23 protein-coding genes, 1 tRNA gene, 1 pseudogene and 1 riboswitch are annotated in these 22,259 nt (G+C 53.2%); of the genes and pseudogenes, 13 read left to right on the top strand and 12 right to left on the bottom strand.

Going from position 1 to position 22,259, the window contains the following annotated elements; translation table 11 throughout:
- Nucleotides 1-127: 127 nt before the first annotated feature.
- Entirely contained in the window at nucleotides 128-646 is a 519-nt protein-coding gene (locus tag ACTQ3V_RS07070; protein WP_441466894.1) for a nucleoside recognition domain-containing protein, read from the bottom strand.
- A 143-nt stretch (nucleotides 647-789) separates the two neighbouring features.
- A complete protein-coding gene (locus tag ACTQ3V_RS07065; RefSeq protein ID WP_441466893.1) occupies nucleotides 790-1,374 on the bottom strand; it encodes a nucleoside recognition domain-containing protein in 585 nt (194 codons plus the stop codon).
- A gap of 90 nt (nucleotides 1,375-1,464) precedes the next feature.
- On the opposite strand from ACTQ3V_RS07065, the gene ACTQ3V_RS07060 reads away from it, so the two are divergent.
- On the top strand, nucleotides 1,465-1,707 hold the full coding sequence (locus ACTQ3V_RS07060; RefSeq protein WP_441466892.1) for an AbrB/MazE/SpoVT family DNA-binding domain-containing protein: 243 nt from the start codon (nucleotides 1,465-1,467) through the stop codon (nucleotides 1,705-1,707).
- Nucleotides 1,708-1,735: 28 nt separating this feature from the next.
- On the opposite strand, the gene ACTQ3V_RS07055 is transcribed toward ACTQ3V_RS07060, so the two are convergent.
- The 6 genes from ACTQ3V_RS07055 to ACTQ3V_RS07030 all read right to left on the bottom strand — a co-directional run bounded on the left by ACTQ3V_RS07055 (nucleotide 1,736) and on the right by ACTQ3V_RS07030 (nucleotide 6,172).
- Nucleotides 1,736-2,032 carry a sporulation transcriptional regulator SpoIIID gene (locus ACTQ3V_RS07055; RefSeq protein ID WP_441466891.1) on the bottom strand — a complete coding sequence of 99 codons (297 nt, stop codon included), beginning with the start codon at nucleotides 2,030-2,032 and terminating at the stop codon, nucleotides 1,736-1,738.
- 139 nt (nucleotides 2,033-2,171) lie between these two features.
- Nucleotides 2,172-2,747: a TetR/AcrR family transcriptional regulator gene (locus ACTQ3V_RS07050; RefSeq protein ID WP_441466890.1), complete on the bottom strand. Its 576-nt coding sequence runs from the start codon at nucleotides 2,745-2,747 to the stop codon at nucleotides 2,172-2,174.
- Nucleotides 2,748-2,909: 162 nt separating this feature from the next.
- Nucleotides 2,910-4,061: a sodium ion-translocating decarboxylase subunit beta gene (locus ACTQ3V_RS07045; RefSeq protein WP_441466889.1), complete on the bottom strand. Its 1,152-nt coding sequence runs from the start codon at nucleotides 4,059-4,061 to the stop codon at nucleotides 2,910-2,912.
- A 16-nt stretch (nucleotides 4,062-4,077) separates the two neighbouring features.
- Nucleotides 4,078-4,458, bottom strand: coding sequence for a biotin/lipoyl-containing protein (locus ACTQ3V_RS07040; RefSeq protein ID WP_441466888.1), 381 nt, complete (start codon nucleotides 4,456-4,458; stop codon nucleotides 4,078-4,080).
- A 14-nt stretch (nucleotides 4,459-4,472) separates the two neighbouring features.
- Nucleotides 4,473-4,802: a hypothetical protein gene (locus tag ACTQ3V_RS07035; RefSeq protein ID WP_441466887.1), complete on the bottom strand. Its 330-nt coding sequence runs from the start codon at nucleotides 4,800-4,802 to the stop codon at nucleotides 4,473-4,475.
- Nucleotides 4,803-4,804: 2 nt separating this feature from the next.
- On the bottom strand, nucleotides 4,805-6,172 hold the full coding sequence (locus ACTQ3V_RS07030) for a pyruvate carboxylase subunit B (RefSeq protein WP_441466895.1): 1,368 nt from the start codon (nucleotides 6,170-6,172) through the stop codon (nucleotides 4,805-4,807).
- Nucleotides 6,173-6,766: 594 nt separating this feature from the next.
- Between ACTQ3V_RS07030 and ACTQ3V_RS07025 the strand changes: the two genes are divergently transcribed.
- The 3 genes and pseudogenes from ACTQ3V_RS07025 to ACTQ3V_RS07015 all read left to right on the top strand — a co-directional run.
- A tRNA-Arg gene (locus tag ACTQ3V_RS07025) sits at nucleotides 6,767-6,843 on the top strand.
- Nucleotides 6,844-7,481: 638 nt separating this feature from the next.
- Nucleotides 7,482-7,679: a hypothetical protein gene (locus tag ACTQ3V_RS07020; RefSeq protein WP_075671632.1), complete on the top strand. Its 198-nt coding sequence runs from the start codon at nucleotides 7,482-7,484 to the stop codon at nucleotides 7,677-7,679.
- A pseudogene (locus tag ACTQ3V_RS07015) lies at nucleotides 7,669-8,016 on the top strand (replication initiator protein A); the annotation flags it as partial. The gene ACTQ3V_RS07020 and the pseudogene ACTQ3V_RS07015, both read left to right, overlap by 11 nt.
- A gap of 648 nt (nucleotides 8,017-8,664) precedes the next feature.
- Here ACTQ3V_RS07015 and ACTQ3V_RS07010 read toward each other — a convergent pair.
- Complete coding sequence (locus ACTQ3V_RS07010) at nucleotides 8,665-10,002, bottom strand: methyl-accepting chemotaxis protein (protein WP_441466886.1); 1,338 nt, start codon at nucleotides 10,000-10,002, stop codon at nucleotides 8,665-8,667.
- 150 nt (nucleotides 10,003-10,152) lie between these two features.
- Here ACTQ3V_RS07010 and ACTQ3V_RS07005 point away from each other — a divergent pair, with 150 nt between their 5' ends.
- Nucleotides 10,153-10,392, top strand: a complete 240-nt coding sequence (locus ACTQ3V_RS07005) for a hypothetical protein (protein ID WP_441466885.1) — start codon at nucleotides 10,153-10,155, stop codon at nucleotides 10,390-10,392.
- A 120-nt stretch (nucleotides 10,393-10,512) separates the two neighbouring features.
- Here the strand turns inward: ACTQ3V_RS07005 and ACTQ3V_RS07000 are convergent, their stop codons facing one another.
- Nucleotides 10,513-11,796: an O-acetylhomoserine aminocarboxypropyltransferase/cysteine synthase family protein gene (locus tag ACTQ3V_RS07000; protein WP_441466884.1), complete on the bottom strand. Its 1,284-nt coding sequence runs from the start codon at nucleotides 11,794-11,796 to the stop codon at nucleotides 10,513-10,515.
- 502 nt (nucleotides 11,797-12,298) lie between these two features.
- Between ACTQ3V_RS07000 and trxA the strand changes: the two genes are divergently transcribed.
- Together trxA and ACTQ3V_RS06990 are read left to right on the top strand one after the other, a co-directional pair.
- Entirely contained in the window at nucleotides 12,299-12,607 is a 309-nt protein-coding gene (gene trxA, locus ACTQ3V_RS06995) for a thioredoxin (protein ID WP_441466883.1), read from the top strand.
- A 95-nt stretch (nucleotides 12,608-12,702) separates the two neighbouring features.
- Nucleotides 12,703-14,433 (top strand): FAD-dependent oxidoreductase, encoded by a 1,731-nt coding sequence (locus ACTQ3V_RS06990; RefSeq protein WP_441466882.1) that lies wholly within the window; start codon nucleotides 12,703-12,705, stop codon nucleotides 14,431-14,433.
- A gap of 138 nt (nucleotides 14,434-14,571) precedes the next feature.
- Here ACTQ3V_RS06990 and ACTQ3V_RS06985 read toward each other — a convergent pair whose 3' ends face one another.
- On the bottom strand, nucleotides 14,572-15,255 hold the full coding sequence (locus ACTQ3V_RS06985) for a Crp/Fnr family transcriptional regulator (protein WP_441466881.1): 684 nt from the start codon (nucleotides 15,253-15,255) through the stop codon (nucleotides 14,572-14,574).
- A gap of 273 nt (nucleotides 15,256-15,528) precedes the next feature.
- Here ACTQ3V_RS06985 and ACTQ3V_RS06980 point away from each other — a divergent pair, with 273 nt between their 5' ends.
- The 4 genes from ACTQ3V_RS06980 to ACTQ3V_RS06965 all read left to right on the top strand — a co-directional run bounded on the left by ACTQ3V_RS06980 (nucleotide 15,529) and on the right by ACTQ3V_RS06965 (nucleotide 19,649).
- A complete protein-coding gene (locus tag ACTQ3V_RS06980; protein WP_441466880.1) occupies nucleotides 15,529-15,741 on the top strand; it encodes a 4Fe-4S dicluster domain-containing protein in 213 nt (70 codons plus the stop codon).
- Entirely contained in the window at nucleotides 15,738-16,334 is a 597-nt protein-coding gene (locus tag ACTQ3V_RS06975; protein ID WP_441466879.1) for a 4Fe-4S binding protein, read from the top strand. The genes ACTQ3V_RS06980 and ACTQ3V_RS06975 overlap by 4 nt, the downstream gene beginning before the upstream one ends.
- Nucleotides 16,335-16,756: 422 nt before the next feature.
- Nucleotides 16,757-17,992, top strand: a complete 1,236-nt coding sequence (fabF, locus tag ACTQ3V_RS06970; RefSeq protein WP_441466878.1) for a beta-ketoacyl-ACP synthase II — start codon at nucleotides 16,757-16,759, stop codon at nucleotides 17,990-17,992.
- A 13-nt stretch (nucleotides 17,993-18,005) separates the two neighbouring features.
- The gene (locus ACTQ3V_RS06965) at nucleotides 18,006-19,649 is read left to right on the top strand and encodes a class I adenylate-forming enzyme family protein (RefSeq protein WP_441466877.1); all 1,644 of its coding nucleotides are present in this window, start codon (nucleotides 18,006-18,008) and stop codon (nucleotides 19,647-19,649) included.
- A 271-nt stretch (nucleotides 19,650-19,920) separates the two neighbouring features.
- Here the strand turns inward: ACTQ3V_RS06965 and dinB are convergent, their stop codons facing one another.
- The gene (gene dinB, locus ACTQ3V_RS06960) at nucleotides 19,921-21,150 is read right to left on the bottom strand and encodes a DNA polymerase IV (protein ID WP_441466876.1); all 1,230 of its coding nucleotides are present in this window, start codon (nucleotides 21,148-21,150) and stop codon (nucleotides 19,921-19,923) included.
- Between the two features lie 88 nt (nucleotides 21,151-21,238).
- Nucleotides 21,239-21,341, top strand: a riboswitch (TPP riboswitch).
- Nucleotides 21,342-21,408: 67 nt separating this feature from the next.
- Between dinB and thiS the strand changes: the two genes are divergently transcribed.
- Nucleotides 21,409-21,603, top strand: coding sequence for a sulfur carrier protein ThiS (thiS, locus tag ACTQ3V_RS06955; RefSeq protein WP_441466875.1), 195 nt, complete (start codon nucleotides 21,409-21,411; stop codon nucleotides 21,601-21,603).
- 4 nt (nucleotides 21,604-21,607) lie between these two features.
- Entirely contained in the window at nucleotides 21,608-22,243 is a 636-nt protein-coding gene (gene thiF, locus ACTQ3V_RS06950; protein ID WP_441466874.1) for a sulfur carrier protein ThiS adenylyltransferase ThiF, read from the top strand.
- Nucleotides 22,244-22,259: the final 16 nt, after the last annotated feature.

Genomic DNA, 22,259 nt, shown 5'->3' with positions numbered 1-22,259 from the left:
TACATGAATATGAAGCACTTGGAGGCGGCTCTGGAAGACGTCTCTATTGCCGGCTGACCTCATTCAGCCAGAATCTGCAAACATTTTTGCGCATAATTCTTGACAGCACCACAAACAGGATATAATATTAAACATGTGGGAAATAAAATCTTACTAATGCGGCAGAAGTTGCAAATGCAGCCAAATCTGCACATAAAGCGGCGGGTATGGCATATCTCATTTGCTTCAATCCCAAGTATCCACCATAAACACTAATTGTATACAAGCTGGTCTCCGAGGCCCCCAGCATCACTGCTGTGACCCGACCGATGTAACTGTCCGGCCCATATCGCCCAATCAGTTCACTGCCCAGCGCAAGGCCACCGCCGCCGCTGATCGGTTTGAGCAGCGCAAGTGCTACACAGTCTTTGGGAATACCAAACACCCCAAACAATGGCGCCAACCAGCCCGCTGCCAAATCAATTGCCCCGGAAGCCCGCAGCATATAGACCACCGTCAGCATCCCCACCAGCGTGGGTAGGATGCCCACCGCTGTCTGTAGCCCTTTTTGCGCCCCGCGCAAGAATACTGGGAACACATCTACATGTTTATACAATGCGTATAAGCCGATTGCTGCCAGCAGCATCGGGATTAGTGTTGTCTGCACAACCCTTCTACGTACTCCTTTCCATCATTTTTGACCTTAATTTCAAATTTTGGAAAATAATTTTGGAAATAACAGGTAATTCTACATCTTTTGTGTCTGCTTTATGTAATAATACAAATTGTAATCCAACCAAACATTTCCCTCTAATTTCCCGCACGGAACCACGGTCGCATCAGCCTACCGCTGATCAGCACCACCGCCACCGAGAAAATGGATGCGCCCCAAACAGGTAGCATAATATCAAAGGGCGATGAAGCGCCGCATGCGGCACGGATGGCAGCGACAGTAGAAGGAATCAATTGGATGGATGCTGTATTTAAGGTGATCAATGTTAAGACGGTATCCGGAGAGCCGTGACGCCCCTCCAGGGTATACAGCCGATCTGCTGCGCGCAGACCCAGCGGTGTGGCCGCGTTGGATAATCCCAACAGATTGGCCGCGACGTTGGCGCTGACCGCCTCCATGGCTTCCCGATCCGCTGATGCTTTTCCGAACAGCGGGCGCAGCATTGGCATCAGCATATGGGATAGCTTTTCCGCCAGTCCGGATGCCTGTACCAGCTCCATGATGCCGCTCCAGAAGCACATCAGACCGGCGATGCTGATAATGAGCGTGACCGCTTCCCCGGCTCCGGTGCCGACCGCTGTCGTCACCGCATCGAGCCGTCCGGTCAATGCGCCGCAGATCAGCGCCAAAACCAAAAATACAACCCAAATTGCGGATAGCATCCGCACAACCCTCCCTTTTGTCCAAGCTCCCCTTGTGGGGTTTTGGTGATATAAGATTCGACTGAAAAGAAATGAAGGAGTGTTTCACACATGAAGTCTACCGGTATTGTCCGAAAAGTGGATGAACTTGGCCGTATCGTATTGCCCATTGAATTGCGCCGTACGATGAACATAGACGTCAAGGATGCCCTGGAAATTTACGTAGACGGCGATCAGATTGTTCTGAAAAAATATGAGCCGTCTTGTATCTTCTGCGGTAACGCAAAAGATATTATTCATTACAAGGGCAAAAACATCTGTGCGTCCTGCGCACATGAACTCAAGCTGCTCTGATATGAGCACGATACAGTCATCCCATGCTTCAGGGATGGCTGTTTTTTTCCCCCATTCTCTTCGTCCGCACATCGGCAGCTTGCGCCCGATATTTCTCCCGTGTCGCCATTCCGCCGCGAATATGACGCTCCTCCTTATTGGTCTGTAAAACGGCCTGTACTTGCTCGTACAGCACCGCATTGAGCTTTTTCAGCCGCGTGGTAATATCTTTATGTACCGTTGACTTGGATACGCCAAATTGCGCCGCAGTCTGTCGTACCGTCGCTCCTTCCTGAATCATATATTGTGCCAGCCGGATTGTGCGCTCCTCTGGTAAGCCTTTCACCATCGTCCCCCCTGACCTGTTGACGCTTTCGTTACTCCCAATCTATGCGCCATCTCGGCCGTGTAGAACGCGGCTTATGTCGTTGTTTGCAGCCCGTCCCATCAGAGCGTCTGCATAACACAAAAACAATGCGCTGCTCTCACTTGAGCAGCGCATTGATGCCATTGGTATGATATTCCACCAGACGATTGAGGTTCGTGCGCACCTCGCGCGGTCGAACACGGTTTTTGAGAATCTGCACGGTGCCATCCAGCAAGTTACGGGCCATAATCTGCGCCAGCAGCATACTGTTATCCTCATCTGCAAGCAGTGGAGCGGCCTTAGCCGCCAGCAGGTCAATCATGCTCTTACGAAGATCCTCGTACCGCGTGCCGTGGGACTGCTCCATGATGAGCAGCAGCCCGTACTTTTCCGCCAGAAGCAGCGAAATGACCTCTTCGGTCAGCAGCACCTGATATTCCCGCTGACCGGTACGCAGATCAAACCGCTTATCTTTCAAGCGCAAAATCAGCTTTTTCAGTCCCGCCGCCGCCCCGTCGGTCAGTTCATAAAACAATTCCTCTTTGTTTTTGAAATAATGATACAAGTTGCTCTTGCTGATATTGACCTTATCCGCAATCATTTGCAGGGATGTGCGGTCGTATCCCCGCTGCAAGAACAAATGCTCCGCTTCCAGCAAAATCTTATGCCGAAGTTCATCCTTTAACACCTGCACAATAAAGACCACCTGTTCATTTCTTATTTCATTATAGCATTTCTTCATTCTTTGTCAACAATCGATCGATTTCTTTCCCATTGGATATTATCAGACCGCAACAAGGGCAAAAAAAGGACGCCGGAGCATACCGGCGTCCTTTGACGCATGGACTGATTTTTCTTATACACCGAAAACCTTGAGCATGAAACCCGCAGCCACTGCAGAACCAATAACGCCTGCGACATTGGGGCCCATGGCGTGCATCAGCAGGAAATTGGCCGGATTGGCTTTCTGCCCCTCGACCTGCGACACGCGCGCTGCCATCGGTACTGCGGAAACACCCGCGGAACCGATCAGCGGATTGACCTTGCCGCCGGTCAGCTTGCACATGATCTTACCAAAAATCAGGCCGCCGATGGTGGAGAACATAAACGCAATCAGGCCGAGAATGATGATTTTGATGGTATCCCACGTCAGGAACGTGCTGGCAACCGCCTTGCAGCCAACCGACAGGCCGAGGAAGATGGTCACGATGTTGCACAACGCATTCTGCGCGGTGTCAGACAAGCGCTCGGTCACGCCGCACTCACGCAGCAGATTGCCCAGCATCAGCATGCCAATCAGCGGTGCGGTATCCGGAATCAGCAGAATGACCACGGTTGCTACCGCGATCGGGAATACGATTTTTTCAGTCTTGGAAACCGGACGAAGCTGCTCCATCTTGACCTCGCGCTCCTCCTTGGTGGTCAACAAGCGCATGAGCGGCGGCTGAATCATCGGAATGAGCGCCATATACGAATACGCTGCAATAGCGATTGCGGGCAGATAATCACGCGCCAAACGCGAGGCAACCAGAATGGCGGTCGGACCGTCCGCGCCGCCGATGATGCCGATGGCGGCGGCTACTGCGCCCGGGAAACCGAGTGCCAACGCCAGCAGGAACGCGGCGAAAATACCCAGCTGTGCCGCCGCACCCAGCAGCAGCGAGGACGGACGCGCAATCAGCGGACCAAAGTCCGTCATCGCGCCGATACCGAGGAAAATAATTGACGGATAAATCGCATGCTCCACGCCCTGATAGAACACCCACAGCATGCCCGGGCTGGAGGTCGCCGTCGGCGCATTGAGCAGACCCGTAATCGGGAAGTTTGCCAGCAGCATACCGAACGCAATCGGAATCAGCAGCAGCGGCTCAAATTTCTTGCCAATACCCAAATATAGCAGCACAAAGGAAATCAGAATCATGATCAGGCTGCGCGGATCATCCGCCATCGCGGCAAAGCCCGAACCTGCCAGAATCTCCCCCAGCGCACCGATAAACGAAAATTGCATATTCCTGCGCCTCCCGTTACATCGTGCAAAGCGCCGCGCCGGTTTCCACCGTCGCGCCCTTCTGTACGCTGACCGAACCTACCGTACCGTCATGCGGCGCGCAGATTTCGTTTTCCATTTTCATCGCTTCCAGAATGAACAGCACGTCACCCGCCTTCACAGCCTGTCCCGCTGTGCAGCGCACATCTAAAATGGTACCGGGCATCGGCGCGGATACGACCTCACCGCTTGCCGGCGCGGCAGATGCCGGGGCGGCGGCAGGCGCCGGAGCGGCAGCGGGCGCGGCCGGTGCCGCCGTCGGCGCAGCCGGTGCTTTACCAACGGCTACCGCACTGACTGAACCTTTTTCCACTTCCACTTCATACTGTTTCCCGTTGAGCGTAACCATATATTTCATCGTTTATTTCCCCCTTAAACCGCCTTGATGGATTTAAACACAAGCTGATCGATCGGGATGCCCGTTTCATGGCTGACAATCGCCATCACACAAGCCGCCTGCGTCTCGTCGATGCCCTCCAGCACCACCTGCGGCGATGCCGCAGCCGATGCTGCTCCACGCGCCGAAGCGGTCGCCTGCATCGACGCAGACATGGCGGGCACCTGATGACGCTCCATACCGGATACCGCGCGAGAAATGACCAAAATGACTCCCCACAGCAATGCCAGCATGAGGAACACGATGACAAAACCGGATAACGCCACAACCAGCGCATCCAACTGACTCAAAGGATCGCGAACCATAATCAGCCGACCTCCTTAAACGAATAGCTTGCCGTGAAGGTTTTTTCACGACGATCGAAATACTGCTCGGCCTGCTGCGGAAAGGCGATGAAAGAAAGCACATCTTCGTCGCAGCGTGCACGGCTGCCCAGATACGCCTTGGCTACCTCAAACTCCGGCTCCAGACTCTCCGCATAGCGGCCGGTCATGGGCTGCTCATCGCCCAACACCTTTTGCGCCAACTCCGGATTAATCTTACCGGGCGCTTTTCCGTATTCGCCCCTGATATAGTTCTTTATTTCCTTGCCGATGGACTTATAGCGCTCACCCAGCAAAACGTTCACGGTCGCCTGTACGCCGACCATCTGGCTCAGCGGCGTCACCAGCGGCGGATAACCCAAATCAGCACGCACGCGAGGCGTTTCATCCAGCACCGCATCCAGCTTATCGATTGCATTCTGCGACTTGAGCTGCGCCACCAGGTTCGACAGCATACCGCCCGGAATCTGATAGATCAGCGCATCCGTCTTGGTGGACAGGACATATGGATCGAACATACCGTTTGCTGCAAACTTATCCTTGATCGGCAGGAAGAAATTGTTGATGCGGTTAAGCTCCTGCGCATTGACGCCGCAGTCATAGCCCATTTGCCGGAGTGCGTAAACCACCGACTCGGTTGCAGGCTGACTGGTACCGCCCGAGAAGCAGGAGGTCGCACAGTCGATGCCGGCCGCACCCGCTTCGGCGGCCTTGAGGTAGGTCATATAGCCCAGCCCTGTCGTCGCATGCGTATGCACATAGATGGGCAGCCGGATGTTCTTCCGCAGCGCAGTGACCAGATCATAGCACTCCTGCGGCGACATGATACCCGCCATATCCTTAATACACAGAGAATTACAGCCCATCCGCTCGATCTGTCTGCCCAGTGAGACAAACATATCCAGATTGTGAATCGGGCTGAGCGTATAGCAGATACAGCCCTGTGCATGTCCGCCCGCCTTCAGGCACTCGTCCACAGCGGTCTCGATGTTACGCAAATCGTTGAGCGCATCGAAAATACGGATGATGTCCATACCGTTTTCCACGCTCTTGCGTACAAACCGGCGCACCGTATCATCCGAATAATGATGATATCCCAACAAATTCTGTCCGCGCAGCAGCATTTGCAGCTTGGTATTTTTCATGTGCGACTTGATTTTTCGCAGGCGCTCCCAAGGGTCCTCGTTCAGATAACGCAGGCAGCTGTCGAAGGTCGCACCGCCCCAGCATTCGATAGAATGATAGCCGGCCTTATCCATTTCATCCAGCACGGCTTCAAAGTCATCAAACGGCATACGGGTTGCGATCAGCGACTGCTGTGCATCACGAAGCACAGTTTCGGTGATATGCATTTGTTTCACAAATATGCCCTCCTTATAGCCGAAAAACAGAGGATTGAGTCAAACTATACCTACTCCCCCATTTTACATAACTGTATCATAGCATGTTCTCATTCGACACGCAATGTTTTTCTTTTCACAAAGTTTTTGACCCTTTTTTTGTTCTAATTTTCTCTCGCTGCTTGATTGACATTTTATTTCAAATGCAGTAAGATAAATAAATAGCCTGCGATGTGTTTCTACTTGCCAACCCAACAGCACTTTGCACACTCCCGTGGCGCAGAATAAAGTATATGCCCCTGTAGCTCAGTTGTATAGAGCGACCGCCTCCTAAAAATCGAATCGTTCGAATCCTGGAGCCCTGCAAAATTGAATATTTTCTGTATAAGCCCCCGTAGCTCAGTTGGATAGAGCGGTCGCCTCCTAAAAATCGAATCGTTCGAATCCTGGAGCCCTGCAAAATTGAATAATTTCTGTATAAGCCCCCGTAGCTCAGTTGGATAGAGCGGTCGCCTCCTAAGGTTACGTTACAACGGCCACCGGAGAAAAATTGAATAAGGGATTGCAGTTCGACTTTTGTCGGGCTATAATCATAGATGGCCATACGTCGCTATAGCTCAGTTGGATAGAGCGACCGCCTCCTAAGCGGTAGGCCGGAGGTTCAAATCCTCTTAGCGACGCCAGCAAACAACGCCGAAAGCCTTTGTTTTCAAGGGTTTTCGGCTTTTTTAACAAATTCCAGTGTGATTGCTGAGACGAAATTATGTTTTCAAATTTTACTTCAAATTCTGATTTTTGACAAGCCCTAAAAAATCGAACTGCTGTGATAAGACAAAAAATCCTGCTAATCATTAGCAGAAAAAGGGCCGTTTTTGCTAATGAAAATGCCCTTCCAGCTAATTAGGCGAAAAATCGTGCTAAAAACCTTGCTAATACAAAAGGCGGATGTTCCGAGTGCTAAGCCGTTATAAGAAATAAAATTGAATATTACCATGTACATAGAGCGTCTATTTGCCCCTGTATCGGGGATGGATAGACGCTCTTTTTTTATGTCCAAAATTCATGGGTAAATCTGAAAGATTGGAGGTTTGATTTTTGAGTAAGATCGTCTATTCCCCAGACAAGCCAAACGACTGCCGTTACTGCCATTTCTGGAAAAACAATAAAACGGGCTGCTGTCTGGGCGAAGAAAAATGTTACTACTTAATCTCCGTATCCCCAAAGCCGAAGTCGGAATGTGAAGGTTGTCCTTATGGGCGGGATCATCCCTGCATCGGCTGGTGTACCAGGAAGATTATGAAGGAAGTGGGGGTGCGTTGATATGTATGAGTATGAACGCAATCGCCGTGACAAGCCGAAATGCTGCAAAGACTGCGAGTATTATCAGCCCCGATGGAAGTACCGCTTCTGCTATTTTGTCAGATGTCCGTACAAACTGAAGGATACGACTTTCCGCAGAACCCCTCTGAAAAAAGAGTATTTCCCGCAGAAAGAGGTGGTGAGGATGAGTGACGTATGATTATTTCTATGGGCAGCAAGCGGAGATGTTCGCATTCTACCGTGTTCCGAAGGTGCTATTCACCGAGGATTGCTTCTGGAATGTATCAACCGATGCCAAGCTGCTTTACGGTATTCTGCTTGACCGCATGAACCTCTCAGCCCGGAACGGTTGGCTGGACGAGGAAGGCCGTGTCTATATCATATTCACCATAGAAGAAATCAAAGGTGCGTTAGGCTGTGCTGAAAAGAAAGCGGTGAAGCTGCTGGATGAGCTGGAAAAGAAATGCGGTCTGATAGAACGCAAGCGACAGGGACTTGGGAAACCGAACCTGATCTATGTAAAGAATTTCATTTCCGGTTCTGTGGAAAGACAATTCCCTTTGCAAGAGTAAATTCCGGTTTCGGTATTGTTTGTAAAACTAACTTCCGGGTTTGAGGGGGTAATGCTTCTTTCCCGGAATTTAATCTTGCAAGGCTTTTCGAAGTCCGGAAGCAAATCGTGCAAATTGGAAGTTACTTTTGCAATCCACCCTCAAGAAATAATTCTACCACAAATATATCGATTTCTCAACAAAATATCATTATATCGCAACATTCGATAGCACAAACACCGGGGAGGTGTACTATTTTGTGAGGAAAGGCGGCGCAATGGAGCGGACGCAGTTTTCGCCGCAAGGCAGAAACGAAGGCAATCGGACTAATCAGACTTTGCGACGACGCGCGCACACACCCGCAAGGATGTATCAGTGCGCCCTTTGTTCCAAAAGGATTATTCGCTTTTCCCGCCGTGCATTCTGCGTTCCTCTTAGGATCGCTTTGCCGCAACACCTTTTTCCCCGGCTTTCAAATTGCCGCTTTTTCTTCCTGTCCTCAATCCCTACGGCCAGTTTGTCACCGGTTTTCTCTCGGTTTTGTCATGGGTGGTCGCTCCTTCCTGCCCGCAGGCATAGAAAAAGGGCAGTCGATTTTCTCGGCTGCCCTTAGCGGTTTAAATGTTATTCAAATTATGCCTTGCTCAGCTTATCCAGCATATGTGCCTGCTCCGATAGTTCTCGCACCATGGCGGAGCACTGCTGAGAAGCGGCGGCGTTAGACTGAACCACATCGGAGACACGCTGCAGATCCTCCTTAATGCCATTGACCGCATCCAACTGTGCGGTAGTCCGTTCTGAGATGCGAACGGACTGGGCGGCGACCGTCTCTACGCTCTCCCGAATCCGTCCCATGACGGCGGAGGTCTGTGTGGCCACAGTGCTGCCAGAGCTGACAGCATCCCGGCAACTGGAGAGAACCTCAATAATCTGCTGGGCAGCCTCGCTGCTGTGGCTTGCCAGATTGCGAACCTCATCGGCCACCACGGCAAAGCCCTTGCCAGATGTGCCAGCGCGGGCCGCCTCCACAGCAGCGTTCAGCGCCAAGATATTGGTCTGGAACGCCAAGGATTGAATAGAATTGATAGCGGATTCGATGGACTGCACACTGGATTCAATGTCCGAAATGGAGGCAAGCAGGGCCTGAACCTGGGTGTCGCCGTCACCAGCGTTCCGGCGCATGGTTTCTGACGCACTGCGCACCTGGGCAGCCTGACTGGCCGTGTCGGAAATCTGCTGGTAAATTTTTTCCACGGCTGTGGAGACATTGGCGACGGAAGCCGCCTGACTGGTGGATCCGGTAGCCAGATTTTCAGACTGGTCAGCCAGACTTTTGGCCTCTTGGGAGACTTGCGCGGATACCTGAACAATTTGTGCCAGCAGCTGTTGCTGGCTATCCAGAACCTGCTGATTCTGTTTCTGCTTTTCATCCAGCTCTGAAAGGAGACGGGTGGAGGAGTCTTTCTGCGTATTAGCCTCAGTAAGGTAGAAGTTGCAGTTCTTCACGCATTGATCCAGAAGAATATACGCCACGAGAATTGCCAACAGGCACTCGCCCAAAACCATGGGCGCCTCTATCGGCTGGCCCTTCTGCACGCTGAGGATGACGCACTCGGCAACGAAAAGCACCACGTTGCTGACGCAGGATAGCCGCACCAGCGGTCGGGACAAGAACAGCGCCGAAAGCGCCATGCAGCAGACGTACAGAGCTGTTCCCGGCGCCAGCTCTTGAGAAAACATTTGCGTGACGAAGATGACAATGCCAATCCAGACCACCATGAAGGAACTCAAAGGACGGATGGTCTCAGGCCGGTTCAGGAGCCGACACGGGATTAGCAGTATGGCTCCCATCACTAAAAGCATCGCAACCAGCAGCCAGCTACCGGAGAGAGCGTAAATCACTGCATATAGCGCTATGGCAGCGCTGACGATGGTGGAGCAGATTCTGAGCACCTTCATTTGGTCAATCATTGCGCAATTCCTCCCATTTTCTGTCTCAATTAGGGGATACAACCCGGCGGGGGTCTCAGCGGATGTCAGTTTCTGTATCGACATTTTTCTAAAAAAGTTAATGCTTGGAGCAAGCACACTCACTCTACTCCTTACTTTTCCAGATGCTTTTTGAAATTTCTGGATGTTTCCGACTGCGGCTGCATCCAGCCGTTCCACCTTCTCAGCCATGAGAAGCCCTGCTTGCTTTCCGGCGGTAAACACCCGCTTTTCAGCCTTACTTCTCTCTTGCTGCCCCTTTTTCAGTTCTTGGGAGCGTTCCGCTTTTGCCGCCTGTTCCTCCTGCTGGCGGCGCTGTTTAACCCGGCGTCGCACCAGTGGTTCCAAGCGACAGACCGGGACGCTGTGTAGTCCGAATCTCGACTCCATACCGTATGCGACGCTAACCTTCACAAAGCCATGGTGGCATAAAGATATCGCGCCAAAATATAGCTGGGGTGCCCATATTCCTATGACACAGCTTCTCTTTTCTCACTTGACAGCGGCAAAGCCGTTTTCCAAATCGGCGATGATGTCATCGATATGCTCGGTTCCGATGGAAAGTCGGATCGTGTTAGGCTGAATGCCCTGATCTGCCAGCTCCTCGGGAGAAAGCTGAGAGTGAGTCGTTGTCGCCGGATGGATCACCAGACTCTTCATATCCGCGACATTTGCCAACAAGGAGAAGATTTGCAGACTATCGATGAACCGATGCGCTTCTGCCGTGCCGCCCTTGATCGCAAAAGTGAAGATCGATCCTCCGCCGTTGGGAAAATATTTCTCATACAGGTTATGCTGCGGATGATCAGGCAGGGACGGATGGTTGACATGCTCGACCAGCGGGTGCTTGGCCAGATACGCAACCACCTTTTTGGCGTTCTCTACATGGCGCTCGATACGGAGTGACAATGTTTCAACGCCCTGAAGCAGCAGAAACGCATTAAAGGGCGAGATTGCCGCGCCGGTATCACGCAGCAGAATAGCGCGAATGTAGGTGACAAACGCCGCCGGACCGGCAGCCTGGGTGAAGGACACGCCGTGATAGCTCGGGTTGGGCTGGCTGATCGGGGCATACTTATCCGATGCCGCCCAATCAAATTTACCAGAGTCCACGATGATACCGCCCAGAGTAGTTCCATGGCCGCCGATGAACTTTGTGGCGGAATGTACGACGATGTCCGCACCGTGCTCGATCGGACGGATCAGATAAGGCGTACCGAAGGTGTTGTCAATAACGAGCGGCAGGCCATGCTGATGTGCCAACTCTGCCAGCGCATCAATATCCGGGATATCGCAGTTCGGATTCCCCAGCGTTTCAAGATAGATCGCCTTGGTATTGGGCTGAATAGCCGCTTCCACCTCGGCCAGATTATGCGCATCGACAAAGGTGGTCGTGATGCCGTACTGAGGCAGTGTATTGGCCAGCAGGTTGTAGGTGCCGCCATAGATGGTCTTCTGCGCGACAATATGCTCCCCCGCCTGCGCCAGCGCCTGAATGGTATAGGAAATCGCGGCTGCACCTGATGCGGTCGCCAGTGCTGCAACGCCGCCCTCCAACGCCGCAATGCGCTTTTCCAAAACATCTTGGGTGGAATTGGTCAGGCGACCATAGATATTTCCGGCATCCGCCAGACTAAAGCGGTCGGCTGCGTGCTGGCTGTTGCGGAACACATAGGATGTGGTCTGATAAATCGGTACCGCACGCGCATCGGTCGCGGGATCGGGCTGCTCCTGTCCAACATGAAGCTGAAGGGTCTCAAATTTATAGTTATTCATGGTATGTACCTCATTTCAACGTTTTTATTTTGATTTGGGCAAAGAAAAAGCCCGGAAACTTGCAACAGCTCCCGGACCGCAACATGGCAATACCTCTGATTCAGCAACAATAGAGGGAAGTTGTGGGCGTTACAAAGCGCCCGGCCATCTTGTCAGTCCGGGAGTATAGCATTCGTCCACAGCGGAAGTTGCTTCGCAGAAGATGAAAGAAAATGCTCTGCATACCGAATCACCCCTTCTATGATTACCTACTTTTTCGATTGGTTTACAGGTATTATAGCGTACCGCATTTTATATGTCAACCCTTTTCAGAAAATAAATACCAATTTGTTCTAATCGTAAACGCTCTTTGCGCCCCTTCTTCCGCTCACCCGCTTGGAGGATTTGTTAAAACACTCGCGCCCTCAATCCCTTCTCTCTTTTTGTGACTGAATTACAGAATCAGACATACCGGATGGCTATACTATAACCATCAACAAGATACATGAAGGAGCGCTTAAAAATGTCTGTTTTAACCATTACCAATACAAATTTTGATTCTGAGGTTCTGACTTCCGAGCAGCCCGTTCTCATTGATTTTTGGGCAAGCTGGTGCGGCCCCTGCAAAATGCTTTCTCCTGTCATCGACAAGATTGCGGATGAAATTTCCGATGTAAAAATCGGAAAAGTCAATGTGGATGAGCAGCCGGAGCTGGCGCGTCAGTTTGGCGTGATGAGTATTCCGACACTGGTTTTCATGAAAAACGGAAAGATTGTGCAGCAGTCTGTCGGTGTTCAGCCCAAAGAAGCAATCATGAGCATGATACGATAAGTATTGAACTGAACCAACGGAAAGGAGTTCCTTTCCGTTGGTTTTTGCGGAACTGCCGCGCACGACGATTGAGAATGGGGTAAGGAGATCATCATATGAAAAAAACTGTAATTATTGGCGGTGTGGCCGGTGGCGCCAGCTGCGCCGCCAGACTGAGAAGGTTAGATGAAACCGCTCAAATCATCATAATCGAGCGGGGCGATTACATCTCTTATGCCAACTGTGGTTTGCCGTATCATGTAGGCGGTGTGATTGCGTCGAGAAACGCCCTTCTGGTGCAAACCCCGGAAGCGATGAAGAAGAAATTCAACATTGATGTCCGCGTCCGAAATGAAGTCGTATCAATTAATCGGGATAAAAAAATCGTTTCGGTCAAGAGACTGGACAGCGGTGAAACCTACGAGGAGTCTTACGATACTTTGGTGATAGCAACCGGCTCTTCCCCGCTGCGTCCTGCGATTCCCGGTATTGCGTCCGAACGTATTCAGACGCTGTGGACGGTAAACGATACCGATCGGATTCGTTTGGCCGTTACGCAGCAGTATGCAAAAACAGCAGCGGTCATCGGCGGTGGCTTCATCGGTCTGGAGATGGCTGAAAACCTTCGCCACGTCGGCCTTACCGTCTCTTTGATCGAGGCCGCCGATCAGGTCATGACGCCGCTCGACCCCGAAATGGCCGCCATGCTCCATGCAAACATCCGCGAGAATGGTGTCGACCTTTATCTGGGCGATGGCGTAGCTGCTTTTGAAGAAAACGATCATTCGGTCACCATGGTTTTAAACAGCGGCAAAAAGGTGGAAGCCGAAATTGTTATTCTGGCAATCGGTGTTCGCCCCAACAGCCAGCTGGCGAAAGATGCCGGACTCTTGCTCAATGAGCGCGGCGGTATTTGTGTGGATGAATCGCTCCGCACCTCGGACGCTTGCATCTATGCGGTTGGCGATGTCATCGAGGTAGAGGATTTCACCTTTAGAAATCGCACTATGGTTCCTTTGGCTGGGCCAGCCAACAAGCAGGGCCGCATTGCGGCAGACAATATCGCCGGAGGGCAGGAAATCTATGAGGGCACGCAAGGCACAAGCGTTGCCAAAGTATTCGATCTGGCCGCAGCCTCTACCGGTGCAAATGAAAAAACACTGCAAAAGCTCGGTCTGAAAAAAGGCACAGACTACGAAAGCATTATCATAACGCAAAATTCTCATGCCGGCTATTACCCCGGAGCGGTGCCGCTGACGTTGAAACTGCTCTTCTCCATGGATGGATCTGAGATTTTCGGTGCGCAGATTGTCGGCCGTGACGGCGTAGACAAACGCATCGACACCTTGGCTGTGTCCATGCGTTTGGGCGCAGGCGTTCGGGACTTGAAAAATCTGGAGTTGGCATACGCACCTCCGTTCTCCTCTGCGAAGGATCCGGTGAATATGGCGGGCTTTGTCGCGGAAAACGTCCTGCGTCATCTGGTGACGTTTTCCAACTGGGATCTTTCCAAGGAAAATGACGACGCTGTTTTACTGGATGTGCGTGAAAACGCCGAAGTCATGGCATATGCTGTGCCCAACGCCGTTCACATCCCATTGGGTGAACTACGCAGCCGCTTGCAGGAGCTCAGTCCCGAAAAGGAAATCATCACCTTCTGCGCCATTGGCGTGCGCGCTTACAACGCCGCCCGAATCCTGATGCAGCATGGCTTTGAAAAAGTAAAGGTATATCCCGGCGGATCACGGTTCTATCGATCCCTTTATCCGCGATCCGGCGCCCCCGCTCTTTCAGGAACAGAGCGGATTTCCGACACGGGAGATGTGAAAAGCAGTGACGCTCCCTAAGCCTTTATAACGCATTGCAAGCTGCGTATATTTCCTTTGACACCATCACATCACCCTTATGTTTGAACCGCCCCGGTTTGTGCTTTCCGCACAAACCGGGACGGTTCATTTTGCCGCATCGAAAGAGTTGTGTCTGTGTTACGTCTCATAAATCAGCTTATGGAGCTTTTCTTTGTCCATAATTCGGATTTCTCCCCTGGAAAGCGCAACAATTCCTTCCCCGGCAAAGTATTTGAGCATCCGCGACACCACTTCCCGTGCGCTTCCCATATAACGCGCAATTTGTTCATGGGTCATTTTAATGCTGTCGCTTCCCGTCTTGGCGATTTCATCCCACAGAAAGATCGCAAGACGTTTATCTGCGCCCATAAACAGAATTTGCTGCATGGCCCACATGACATCGGAAAAACGTGTGGTCGCCAATTCATAACCAAAGCATTTCACATAGATATTTTCTTCGGCGATTTGATGAAAAACCGCAGAATTTATCAAAAGAACATCCGTATCCTCCTCGGCATCTATGAAAACATCAAAGGTTATGGCATCCAGCACGCAGGAAGCAGACAAAATGCAAGTGTCGCCTGGGAATAGACGATACAGTGTCACATCGCGCCCTTCTTCCGAGAGCATATAGGTGCGCAGCTGCCCCTGTTTCACCAGTAAAACGCCGATGCAATCCGTATTTCCGCCATGAACCGTGGCTCCCTTGTGATAATGGGCAGAAAACGTATTCTCGCACAGCTGCTGCTTTTCTTTTTCATCCAAATGCTCCCAGAACGCGCACTGTTTGAGGTACGCCTCGCAGGACTCGTTTTGCAGCATCGCTCCATCTCCTTTATATGCAGTTAATTGTTTATATGTCCGATACCGATAAAGTAACACATTTCACGGCACAGGTCAATCAATCCGCCACCCCGTTACCCGACGTTTCTGTGATTGACACACAGAAACAGCGGCGTTTTTCCGATATACTATTTTCCATAAGTGCGACCGCAAAAGCAGTCAAAACGCACATTGTGTCGCATATGCTGCAACATAACTCACTCTTGATGCAGACAGTAAGGAAAACATATTCTGTAACTTGGAGGTTTCATCATGGCAAATGAAAAAAGAATACCCCGCAAAGCTACTGTTTTACAAGAACAGTGCGTTGCATGCGGTTGCTGCGCAAAGATATGCCCGCTGCATGCCATCACTATATACAAGGGAATTCACGCAGTAGTGGATATCAACAAATGTGTCGGCTGCGGTAAATGTGCCAAAGAGTGCCCGGCATCGATTATTACCATTCAGGAGGTAACGGTATGAAAAAGAAATGGTATGATTATCTGTGGATAGTAACCTTGGTGTACCTAACACTCGGCTTTTTCAACATCCTGTTTGCATGGCTGGGGCTTTTGTGCTTTTTCATTCCGCTCATTATCTCGGTTGCATCGGGCACAAAGGGCTACTGCAACCGGTATTGCGGCAGAGGCCAGCTGTTGGGATTGCTGGGCGGCCGCTTTGGTCTGTCCCGCAAGCGGGATATCCCAAAGTGGATGAAGAGCAAGTGGTTCCGCTATGGTTTTCTCATTTTCTTCTTCGCCATGTTCTTCCAAATGCTGTGGAATACCTATCTGGTGTTTGCGGGAGCGTCCAATCTTAAGGAGGTTGTAACCCTTCTGTGGACGTTTAAGGTTCCGTGGCAGTGGGCATATCACGGTGAGATGCTGCATCCCGGCGTTTCGCAGTTTGCTTTCGGCTTTTACAGTGTGATGCTGACCTCAACACTGCTTGGCTTTATTACGATGATTCTGTTCAAGCCGCGCAGCTGGTGCGTCTACTGCCCGATGGGCACCACCACACAGCTGATTTGCAAAGCAAAGCAAATCGGAAAAAACAATACTCCCGACGAAAAGTAAATACCTCCTTTTCTTGCATCATGCGGGGCATGGTTTGCCACCCTTTGGCGGTGGAAACCGTGCCCCGTTTATGCTTCTCAAGCCCGCTGTCCCACGCATCGCTCCGCAGCGCCATGAAACCTATCATTACCGAGCGCTTATCCATCGAAGAATAGCCTGACGCCAGACTGGTTTTCTCCCACGCTCTGCTCTGCAACATGCGGACCGGTTTTCACCGGCCCGTATTTGCTGAATATATGTACAATCACAGGCTACAATACTACATAACGTGCAATCCTCACCTGAAATGCACTTTTACTTTTCACCACTTTCTGGTATAATAGATAAGAAAAATATATCAATATCCACCGTTTTGCTATACGGCAGTGCAAAACTGTCGCAAAAAACGCGTGGAAGTCTTTATATTAAGATGGGGAAATACTATGAAAGAAAAGAAACTGGTCATCACAGGCATGGGCGCGCTGACACCCATTGGCATCGGTGTTTCGGCCTACTGGGAGGCGCTGGTTTCCGGCCATTGCGGCATCAACCGAATCACACGCTTTGACGCATCCAACCTACCGGTGCAAATCGCCGCTGAACTGAAGGGCTTTGACCCCGCCGAGCATATGCCCAAAACGCTTGCGCGCACGATGGACCCGTTTATGCAGTTTGCATTCGTAGCGGCGCAGGAAGCGCTGGCGGACAGCGGCCTTGTCATTGAGCCGGAAGCGGAGCGCATCGGTATCGTCATGGGCACCGCTATGGACGGCGTGACTACCGTCGCGCAGACACAGGCAGCATATGACGCCGGTCACCGTGTCGGTCCGCGCTTTGTGCCCATGACCATCGGCAATATTGCCGCGGCGCAGATCGCGATTGCGCGCGGCATTCGCGGGCCGAGCCTGACGCTCAACACTGCCTGCTCAGCAGGCGGCGACGCGATCATGACCGCCGCTATGCTGCTGCGCTCCGGCGAGGCGGACGCCGTGCTGGCGGTGGGCGGCGAAAGCATCCTGTGTCCGATAGTTGTGTCCGGCCTGTCACAGGCTAAGGCGCTTTCCCGCCGCAACGATGACCCCAAAACCGCCTGCCGTCCGTTCGACGCGGAGCGGGACGGCTTTGTCATCGGAGAGGGCGGCGGCGCGCTGCTGATCGAAACCGAAGCGCACGCGCTGGCACGCGGCGCACACATCTACGCGGAGCTTGCAGGCTATGCCAACACCTCGGACGCGCACCATGTCACCGCCCCCTGTCCGGACGGTGCGGGCGCGGCGCGCTGCATGCAGCTGGCGCTCAAAAAAGCCGGCATGCAGCCATCCGACATCGGCTATATCAACGCCCATGGCACCTCCACTCCACTGGGCGACAAGGCAGAAACGCTTGCGGTGAAATCCGTGTTCGGCGGACGGGAAAGCGCGCCTCCGGTGTCCTCGACCAAATCCGCGACCGGTCACCTGATGGGCGCGGGCGGCCTGACCGAGACAATTGCCTGCATCAAGGCAATTCAGACCGGTATCCTGCCGCCGACGCTGCATTTGACCACTCCCGACCCGGACTGTGACCTTGACTATGTGCCCAACAAAGCACGCTCGGCCAAAATCTCCGCCGCGATGTCCAACTCGCTGGGCTTCGGCGGACAAAACTCCAGCATTATCGTTTGTAACTACCAGAAATGAGGCGAACCCCACTTTGCAAAATCAGTATACCTATGATGTCACCATGTTCCGGGAGACATTTGAAACGCGCTTCACCTATCTCAACGGGTTCCTGCGCAACGTCTCCCGCTTCGGCAGCCGCCCCGCACTGCACGACCCTCTCTCCGGCCGTCGCTGGACCTATGCCCAGCTCAACGCGGAAGCCAACCGTCTGGCGCATGCGCTGCGCACGGACGGCGTGGGGAAAAATGACGTGGTTATGTTCACTCTGCTCAACTCGCCCGAGTTTGTGTTCTGCTATCTGGCGGCGCACAAGATCGGCGCCATTGCCTGTCCGGTCAACTATCGGCAGGGCGCGGGCGAAATCGCGCTCGTAATCGACGACAGCCGCCCCAAGGCGTTCCTTTATGATGCAGAATTCGGCAAACTCTCCGGCGGCGCGCTCGAGTTGTGTGAACACAAGCCCGCCCGTGTCATCATGGTCGATTACAAAGGCGACGCCACCGCGCCCGCAGACCATACCCGCTATACGGATTATGTTGCCGGGCAGCCCGAAACCAACCCTCCCATCGATTTTTCGCCGCACATCTATGACGAAACCACGCGGCTTTACACCTCAGGCACAACCAACCGTCCCAAAGGCGTGCCAATCAACAATATCAACGAAGTGCTGTCCGCGCATGACGTGATGATGCACTTCCCGCTCGGCCCGACCGACCGCACGATGAATATGACCCCGTGGTTCCACCGAGGCGGCATCCATGCGGGCGGTCCGTGCCCGACGCTGTATGCAGGCGGCGAGGTCGTCATTCTGCGCGATTTTGCACCCAAGCGCTGTCTGGAATATGCGGAAACGTATCAGATTTCCTTCCTCATCGGTGTGCCGACCATCATCGCGATGCTCGCCCGCACGCAGGAGCGCACCCCCGCCGACCTGTCTGCGCTGCGCGGCATTGTGACAATGGGCGCGCCGTTTGAGAAAGCCGCATGTGAAAAATACATGCAGCTTTTGACTCCCAATATTTTCAACGGCTACGGCACAACCGAAACCTTCTGGAATACCTTCCTGCGCCCGTTCGACCTGCCGGATATGGCCGGCTCCGCCGGACGTTCGTGTACGGACGATGAGGTGCGGCTGGTCGCCATCCACGAGGACGGCAGTCACGCCGAGCCCGAGGAAACCGTGCCGCACGACGGCAAAACGCCGGGCGAAATCATCATCTCCTCGCCCGCCAAGAGCGCGTTCTGCTACTTTAACAATCCCGAGATGACCGCACAGAAGTTCTACAAGGGCTGGCTATACACGGGTGACGTAGGCGTGTGGGACGAAAATGAGTTTATCACTGTGTCCGGCCGCAAGGATGACATGATTGTGTCCGCGGGCGAGAACATCTACCCCACCCAGATTGAAGCGGTACTCAACGAACACCCCAAGGTCGCGGAAAGCGCGGTCATCGGCGTGCCGGATAAGCTGCGCGGCGAGGTAGTCGCGGCCTATGTTGTTCCGTCGGATGACACCCTGAGCGTGGCAGAACTCAAGGACTATTGCGTGCACAGCCCGATGCTGTCCTCCTACAAGTGGCCCCGCATTTATCACATTGTTGACGAGTTGCCACATACGGCAACCGGCAAGCTGATGCACTATAAGCTGCGTCAGCAGGTGCAGGAATCACAATAAAGACAGCCCGAGTGAATCGTCCCGGCTTGTGTAAACAGCTCCCCCAAGCTGGAACTTATTCCGTTTGATACAGAGCGGTGCATCGTCAGATGCCCGCTCTTATTTTTGGGCTGAAGTATTTTTTGACACAACAATACCCCCTCTACCATTGACAGCTTTGTTTTTTCTGGCTTTTCTGAAGGACGCATAGCACGTTAATGGGCAGCAAGCCCTTTCGGTTGCTTAACAATCAGGGCCGGCATGGTAGCGCTGATTCGCAGACTTTGCATGCTCACGGCTTTTTTTGTTCTTTCGGTTCGCCTTTTTTGTCTTTCCGCACCGAGTTGGCAAACATCACCGAACGGTTTCCAAACCGCTGCCGCAATGCGTCCACGGTCTTATCCAGCTCACGCTGCTTCTGCCGCGTCTGCGCCTGCTGCGGACCATCAAATAGAGAAAGCTGTTCGCAGGCTTGATTTTCCGGCAGCAGGTTGGCGGCCGTAACCGACAGCAGCCGCACCGGCTTATCCATCGCCCAATGCGCGCGCAGCAGCGCAAGCGACGTTTCAAACAGCACGCGGGTGGAATTGGTTGGCTGCTCGAGTGTCACTTGCCGTGAGCGGTTGTGAAACGCCGGGTCCCGAATGCCGATCTGCACGGTTTGGCACACCATCCCGCGCGCCCGCAGGCGGCGGCCGACGTTATCGCACAGCGCGGTCAATCCCATGCGGCATGCCTCTTCCCCCACCAGATTATGTGCAAAGGTCATGCCGTTGCCCACGCTCTTGACCTCGCGCTCGGCATAAAACGAGCGCACCGGCTCGTCATCCTCGCCACGGGCATAGCGCAGCAGCATATCGCCCTGCTTGCCGAAAATGCTATGCAGAAATACCGGTTCACAGGCCGCTAAGTCGCCAATCGTGTGTATGCCCAGCCCGTCGAGCCGCGCGGCGGCGCGCCTGCCAACATACAGCAACGCATTGGCCGGCAGCGGCCAGACGCGCTCCCGGAAGTTCTCACGCGAAAAGACGGTCGTCGCATCCGGTTTCTTGTAGTCGCTGCCCAGCTTGGCAAACGCGCGATTGAACGACACGCCCACCGAAATCGTCAGCCCGATTTCCTCGCGCATGCGGCGGCGCAGCTCGTCCGCGATTTGCTCACCCGTGCCGAACAGGTGCATCGAACCGGTCACGTCCAGAAAGGACTCGTCAATGCCGAATGGGTCGACCAAATCCGTGTATTGCAGGTACAGCTCGTTGCAGCGGCGCGAATACTTGACGTATTCCTCACGGTGCGGCGCAACCAGCCGCAAATCGGGGCATTTTCGTTTTGCCTGCCAGATGGTTTCCGCCGTCTGCACCCCGAATGTCTTGGCCTTTTCGTTTTTGGCAAGGATGATGCCGTGGCGGCTTTCCGGATCGCCGCAGACCGCACTCGGCCCATCGGCCAGCGTCGGGTCGAGCAAGGTCTCTACCGATGCGTAAAACGAATTACAGTCGCAATGCAAAATGGTACGCTCCACACGGCTTCCCTCCAATCGAACATTTGTTTTCTTTTATTGTAGCAGAGAATTTGCGCCTTGACAACCTCTTTCCACCGGTCTATACTGGATTTGCAAGCAAGGGTGCCGTGATGAGCGGCTGAGAGGGCGAGAGCCTAACCTTTTGAACCTGTTGGTTAGCACCATCGTAGGGAAGCTGTCGCATCGCAAAAACTCAATGCCCCGGTTTTGCCGCATGGTGAAACCGGGGTATTTTTATTGCCTGAAAGAAGGGATTTTATGAAGATAAACGGCGAAATATACACCTGTTCCCCGGACATGACTGTTCTGTCTCTTCTGGAACAGCGCGGACACGACCCACAGCGCGTCGCGGTCGAGCGCAACGGACAAATTGTGCCGCGCGCACGGTTTTCACAAGAGGCGCTGCACGAGGACGATGTGATTGAAATTGTGCAATTCGTCGGCGGAGGCTGAAACCATGTATCTGACGAAAGAAGAACTGCACGCCGCGCTCGTCGAGCGGCACGGCGCGGACATCCAGCAAAAGCTCGACCACGCTTCGGTCGGCATCGCGGGGCTGGGCGGCCTCGGCTCTAACATCGCCGTGCATCTGGCGCGGCTGGGTGTGGGACGGCTGGTGCTGGTCGATTTCGATACGGTGGCGGTAAGCAACCTCAACCGACAGCACTACACGATGAAGGACATCGGTATCCCCAAGACGCTGGCCTTGCTCGAGCAGCTCGAAGCTATCAACCCCTATCTGCAATACGACCCACACACCGAACGCATCATCCCGGCCAATGCCGCGCGCCTGTTTGCCGGCTGCGATGTAGTCTGCGAAGCATTCGACCGCGCCGACCAGAAAGCCATGCTGATTGAAACACTACTCTCTGAACTGCCGGACACCCCCATTGTGTCGGGCAACGGCATGGCAGGCTATGGCTCGACCAACCAGATGCGCACCAAGCGCCGTTTCGGGCAGCTGTACGTCTGCGGAGACGGAACCAGCGACATCGCGGACGGCGTTGGCCTGATGGCGCCGCGCGTCGCCGTCTGCGCTGCGCAGCAGGCCACCATGGTGCTGCGGCTGCTGCTCGGACATACCGACCCATAAACGTAAGATATCCAGA

This window comes from Candidatus Agathobaculum pullicola (genome assembly GCF_052117205.1).
In the GTDB taxonomy this organism is placed as follows: Bacteria; Bacillota; Clostridia; order Oscillospirales; family Butyricicoccaceae; genus Agathobaculum; species Agathobaculum pullicola.
The sequence above is the reverse complement of the archived record's forward strand: the minus strand, read 5'-3'. Positions and strand labels throughout refer to the sequence as shown.